General features: G+C 66.3%; 5 protein-coding genes and 1 pseudogene. 4 read left to right on the forward strand and 2 right to left on the reverse strand.

Annotation, left to right across the window (positions count from 1 at the left end):
- A partial coding sequence (locus tag ELR45_RS39360; protein ID WP_205857407.1) for a family 43 glycosylhydrolase occupies positions 1-451 on the reverse strand: 451 nt, incomplete at its 3' end.
- 215 nt (positions 452-666) lie between these two features.
- On the opposite strand from ELR45_RS39360, the gene ELR45_RS28080 reads away from it, so the two are divergent.
- The gene (locus tag ELR45_RS28080; protein WP_165368173.1) at positions 667-1,695 is read left to right on the forward strand and encodes a LacI family DNA-binding transcriptional regulator; all 1,029 of its coding nucleotides are present in this window, start codon (positions 667-669) and stop codon (positions 1,693-1,695) included.
- Positions 1,696-1,808: 113 nt separating this feature from the next.
- On the opposite strand, the gene ELR45_RS28085 is transcribed toward ELR45_RS28080, so the two are convergent.
- Positions 1,809-2,558: an IclR family transcriptional regulator gene (locus ELR45_RS28085; RefSeq protein WP_129669271.1), complete on the reverse strand. Its 750-nt coding sequence runs from the start codon at positions 2,556-2,558 to the stop codon at positions 1,809-1,811.
- A gap of 143 nt (positions 2,559-2,701) precedes the next feature.
- Between ELR45_RS28085 and ELR45_RS28090 the strand changes: the two genes are divergently transcribed.
- From ELR45_RS28090 to ELR45_RS43015, 3 genes and pseudogenes are all read left to right on the forward strand, one after another.
- Entirely contained in the window at positions 2,702-4,102 is a 1,401-nt protein-coding gene (locus ELR45_RS28090) for an NAD-dependent malic enzyme (protein WP_420813964.1), read from the forward strand.
- A 118-nt stretch (positions 4,103-4,220) separates the two neighbouring features.
- The gene (gene aceB, locus ELR45_RS28095) at positions 4,221-5,783 is read left to right on the forward strand and encodes a malate synthase A (protein WP_205857429.1); all 1,563 of its coding nucleotides are present in this window, start codon (positions 4,221-4,223) and stop codon (positions 5,781-5,783) included.
- A gap of 57 nt (positions 5,784-5,840) precedes the next feature.
- Positions 5,841-6,019 (forward strand): annotated as a pseudogene (locus ELR45_RS43015) (FAD-binding oxidoreductase); the annotation flags it as partial.

The raw sequence follows: 6,019 nt of genomic DNA on the forward strand, positions 1-6,019 counted from the left end.
CGAGCTGCGCCTGCGTGATCCGCCCCAGCTGGTCCTTCCACGTCAACCAGCAGGTGCCGTCCTCTGTCCACACCAGGTCGGGGTCGATCCCGACAGCGCCCGCCACGAACACCGGCGCATCCCAGGGCCCGCCCGGGTCGCTCGCACGGACGAGCACGTGCCCGCGGTCGACGTCACCGATCGACGTGGTCACGACCCAGAACATGCCATCGTGGTACCGAATCGTCGGAGCGTAGAACCCACCGCTCGCACCATCCTGGGCGACGACCCGGAAGGGAGCAGGATCGTCGAATACCGCTCCCACCGGCGTCCACGTGAGCAGGTCCGCCGAGCGGTGCACCGGGACCGCGGGAAAGTACTCGAAGGACGAGTTCACGAGGTAGTACTGCTCGCCCACCCGGCAAACGGAGGGGTCCGGGTAGAACCCCGCGAGGACCGGTTCCTTGCTCATTGCTCCTCCGCTCAGTCGTTGGCATCGGTAACAATGCCGCACGAACCCTCCAGGGGCAAGAGCAGTCGCCTCTCGAGAGGACGGCGTGAGGACGGCTGACGGAGCCAGTGCTTCCACCACCGGCACTGTCAACCGATTGCCTCGCTGCCTAGCTCGGATTATGTAAAATGCCCTACGGACTCGGCAACGGTCATGCGGTCACGGTGAGGATCCAGATGAGCGACGACAATCCGGCTGCGGTGCACCGCATTGGCAACCGGAAACCAGCCGCGACTATCTACGACGTGGCCGAGGTGGTCGGTGTCAGCCCGTCCACCGTCTCGCGCGCGCTCAACAAGCCGGGCCGCATCAACGCCAAGACCGAGGAGCGCATCCGCCACGCTGCCGAGGCGCTTGGCTACCGTCTCAATCCGATGGCACGTGCCCTCCTGACCGGAAAGACCGCCATGGTGGCGCTGCTGGTCTCCGACATTACGAATCCGGTGTTCTACGACATCGTGCGAGGTGCCGAGAACGTCGCCACGGAGGCCGGTTACACGCTCGTGTTCGCCGAGTCGCACCAGCGCTCTGACATCGAGTTCGCCACCGTGGAGCGCCTGCAGCCCTCCGTCGACGGCGTGCTCGTAGTCGCGTCGCTCCTCGACGAGGATCAGATCGCACAGCTGAGCGAGACCAAGCCCATAGTCATCGCGCTCCGCCCGGTCGAGGGCATCCCGCACGTGGTGCCGAACAGCGAGACCGGACTGGTGCAGGCCGTGGACCACCTACAGGAACTCGGCCACCGCTCGATCGGCTATCTCTCAGGACCGACGACGTTCTGGGCCAACCGGCACCGGTGGAACATCCTGTTCGAGCACGCGGTGGCGAAGGGCATGTCGATCGTCGAGATCCCCCCGGACGATCCGGTCCCGAACGGCGGTGCGACGAGATTGCGCAGGATCCTCGCCTCCGGCGTCACCGCCGTCGTCGTCTACAACGATCTCATGGCCATCGGTTTGATCTCGGAGTGCAAGCGGGAAGGGGTCGACGTCCCCGGGCGCCTTAGCATCGTCGGATTCGACGACGTCTATGGGGCGAACCTGATCAGCCCAAGTCTCACCACCATCGACAGCTCACTGGGCAAGGTCGGTGGCGCCGCCATGTGGTGCCTCCTCGCCGAGGTCGACGGCACGACGGGGTATGAGCCGCCCGAGCTGCCGACGCGCCTGATCGTGCGCGAGTCGACGGCGTCAGCCCCCTCGTGATCCTGCCGGGGAGACCGAGACCGAGATCTCCGTACTCCGTGAGATCCGGTGCGTGCCGCTCGGCAGCACGACGGCGGGCTCACCCGCGAGTAGACGTGGACGCGACCGGTCGGTCATCCGACCGACAGGAAATCACCGATTGTCGCGGCCGTCTCACGCAACAGCGGGACGGCGCGCTCGCCGAACTCGTCGGTGACCCGTACGGCAGGCCCGGACACGGACAGGGCCACCGGGGTCGGAGTGCCTGATACCGGGACCGCGAAGCAGCGGACGCCGACCTCCTGTTCGCCGTCGTCCACCGCGTGGCCGCGCTTGCGGATGGAGTCCAGTTCGGCGAACAACGACTCGATGTCGGTGATCGACTGCTCCGTCGCCGGAGGGAGGCCGGTGCTTGCGACGATCTTGCGAACGTCCTCGTCGGCGAGCTGGGCCAGAACCATCTTGCCGACTCCGGTGCTGTGGCAGTGCACTCGCCGCCCCACTTCGGTGAACATCCGCATCGAACGAGTCGAGGCCGCCTGGGCGACGTAGACCACCATGTCGCCATCGAGCATCGCAAGATTGACACTTTCCTCGAGCTTGTGCGCGAGTCGTTCCAGGTGGGGTTTCGTGCCGGCGCCGAGCTGGCGCCCGGCCGCCTCACCCAGCCGGATAACGCGTGGCCCGAGCGTGTATCGACGCGAGGGCAGCTGTCGTACGTACCCACGGTTGACCAGAGTGCGCAGCAATCGGTGAATCGTCGGCAGGGCAAGGCCAGTGCGGGAAGCGAGCTCGCTCAGTCCCGCATCACCGCCAAGGTCTGTGAGGATCTCCAACAGGTCGATCGCACGGTCCACGGATTGAACTCCGGCAGACTCCGGCACGCGACACCTCCTCGCCACATATTAGAATGCGCTATACGGAATTATCCTTCCATAATACGGAAGCAGGTGCAACAGTGGTAGACGATACCGCCAGCGGAGCGGACGTTCGCGCAAGTCAGCGCCCCAAGGTCCACCGGGCCGGATTGCCGAGCCCCAGTTACACGATCACCCTGCGAGTCGAGACTCCCGCATCGCAGCAGGCCACGAGTACCGTGGTGCACGCCGTGGCCGAGGCTGGGGCAGCCGTCACGGGGGTCGACATCGCCCACTCCACGACGTCGGTGATCACGGTCGACGTCACCTGTGACACCGTCGACGCAGAACACGGCGAGCGGGTCCGGGAGGCCCTCGACACCCTGGACGGCGTGCGCGTACTGAAGATGTCGGACTCGACGTTCCTCATGCACCTCGGTGGCAAGCTGAGCGTCAGCCCGAAGACTCCGCTGAAGACGCGTCGTGATCTGTCCCGTGCTTACACTCCGGGCGTCGCTCGCGTCTGCCTGGCCATCGCCGAGAGACCGGAGGATGCTCGCCGCCTGACGATCAAGCGCAACACGGTCGCCGTCGTCACCGACGGAACGGCCGTGCTCGGACTGGGAGACATCGGCCCCGCCGCGGCCCTGCCCGTGATGGAGGGCAAGGCCGCCCTCTTCAAACAGTTCGCCGGCGTCGACGCCTGGCCGGTCTGCCTCGACACCAAGGACACCGAGGAGATCATCGCCGTCGTCAAGGCCCTCGCACCCGTCTACGGCGGGGTCAATCTCGAGGACATCTCCGCGCCACGCTGCTTCGAGATCGAAGCCCGTCTGCGCGAGGAGCTCGACATCCCGGTCTTCCACGACGACCAGCACGGCACCGCCATCGTCGTCCTCGCCGCCCTGATCAACGCGCTCAAGGTCGTCGGAAAGAGCATGCCGGACGTGCGCATCGTGGTGTCCGGCGTCGGCGCCGCCGGCTCGGCCATCATCAAGCTCCTGCTCGCCCAGGGCGCACGGAACATCGTCAGCTTCGGACGGAAAGGCGCCCTGCACGACGGCACGCGGAACGGCGACCCACACCGCGATTGGATCATCGACCACACCAATTCCGGTGGCTTCACCGGCACGCTCCAACAGGGCCTCGTCGGCGCGGACGTCTTCATCGGTGTCTCCGCTGCCGACATTCTCACCGGCGAGGACATCGCCCGAATGAACGACGACGCCGTCGTGTTCGCGCTGGCCAACCCCACACCCGAGGTTGACCCGATCGAGGCCGGCGAGACAGCCGCCGTCGTCGCGACCGGACGCAGCGACTATCCCAACCAGATCAACAACGTCCTCGCCTTCCCCGGCTTGTTCCGCGGCCTGCTCGATGCCGGCGCCACTCACATCTCCGACGAGTTACTGCGGGTCGCCGCCGTCGCCATCGCCGGCGTGGTCTCCGACGATGAGCTCAACGCGGCCTTCATCATCCCCGGCGTCTTTGACACTCGAGTAGCTGAGGCGGTGGCTGATGCAGTGCGGATCGAATCTGCCCAGCACATGGCCGCCGCTACCAGTTCGTAAGGGTCTTCCCTGAATTGCTTTCTCTCCAGCACTCATCTAGCATTTTCATACAGGAGATATTCTTTTCCGTATTACGGAAGTTTGGAGCTGGCACGTGACGACTCTGGATGGGATCACGATGACCGGAAAGGTGGCAGAACGTTACGAGGAGGTGCTCACCCCGAAGGCCCTTGAGCTCATCGCCGTCCTCCATCGCCGTCTCGGTGACCGCCGGCTCGAGCTGCTCGAGGCGCGAAGGCGTCGAGTCGGCGAGCTGGCGGCCGGCGGCACCCTCGGCTTCCTCCCCGAGACCAAGCACATCCGTGAGGACGACTCGTGGCGTGTCGTGCCGCCGGCTCCCGGGCTTGAGGACCGCCGCGTCGAGATCACCGGCCCCACTGACCAGAAGATGACCATCAACGCGCTGAACTCGGGCGCCAAGGCATGGCTCGCCGACCATGAGGACGCCAACACCCCGCACTGGGACGCGGTCGCCAGCGGGCAGCTCAACCTGCTCGACGCGATCAACCGCACCATCGACTTCACCGCGGACAACGGCAAGTCCTACGCGCTCAAGCCCGACGCGGAACTGGCCACCATCATTGTGCGGCCCCGTGGCTGGCACCTGCCGGAGAAGCACATCCTGGTCGACGGCCGCGAGACCTCAGGCTCGCTGGTCGACTTCGCCTTGTATATGGCGACCGCCGGCCTGCGTCAGATCGAAAAGGGCCAGGGCCCCTACTTCTACCTGCCAAAGCTGGAGTCCCATCTCGAGGCGAGGCTGTGGAACGACGCCTTCCTCATCGCCCAGGACTTCCTCGGCATCCCGCGCGGCACGATCCGCGCCACCGTGCTCATCGAGACCTACCCCGCGGCCTTCGAGATGGAGGAGATCCTGTACGAGCTGCGCGAGCACTCCTCGGGTCTGAACGCGGGCCGCTGGGACTACATGTTCTCGGTCATCAAGTCCTTCCGGACCCGCGGCCAGGAGTTCCTGCTCCCCGACCGCAACGCCGTCACCATGACGGTGCCCTTCATGCGCGCCTACACCGAGCTGCTCGTGCGCACGTGCCACAAACGCGGCGCCCACGCCATCGGCGGCATGGCCGCCTTCATCCCCAGCCGGGACGAGACGGTCAACGAAGCCGCCTTCGCCAAGGTCCGCGACGACAAGACCCGCGAGGCAGGCGACGGGTTCGACGGCTCCTGGGTGGCCCACCCGGGCATGGTCGAGCTGTGCAAAGAGGTGTTCACCTCCGTCCTCGGCGAACGGCCCAACCAGATCGGGCGCACCCGCGACGACGTCCATGTCACCGCGGACCAGCTCCTCGACGTCGCCTCCACCCCCGGCGACGTGACCGAGGCAGGGCTGCGTAACAACATCTCGGTCGGCATCCAGTACCTCAGGGCCTGGCTGGGCGGGCTTGGCGCCGTCGCCATCTTCAACCTCATGGAGGATGCGGCGACCGCCGAGATCTCGCGGTCCCAGGTGTGGCAGTGGCTGCACAACGGCGTCATGCTCGCCGACACCGGCGAGAAGGTCACGCGTGAGCTCATCGACCGCATCGTCGACGAGGAGATCGCCAAGCTGCCCGGTGCTGCGGCCGACTATGAGGAGGCGAAGCAGACCTTCCTGGAGGTCGCCGTCGCCGACGACTACGCCGACTTCCTGACGCTGCCCGCCTACCGGCGAATGGACTGACCCCAAACCCGGAACCAGAATGAGCGGCCCGCCGCCCACTCGACAAGGAGGCAGTCCATGTCCGCTCTGAGCCGCGTCACCGCGGAGCTGGAGCGTGCCCTGGGAACCGACCGGGTCGTCACCGACCGGCAGCGACTGCGCACGTACGAATGCGACGGCCTCGCCCAGTACAAAGTGGTACCCGGTCTGGTGGTACACGCGGAGGACAGCGAGCACGTCCGGACCGCGGTGCGGGC

The organism is Phytoactinopolyspora endophytica (genome assembly GCF_004138495.1).
GTDB classification, from domain to species: Bacteria; Actinomycetota; Actinomycetes; order Jiangellales; family Jiangellaceae; genus Phytoactinopolyspora; species Phytoactinopolyspora endophytica.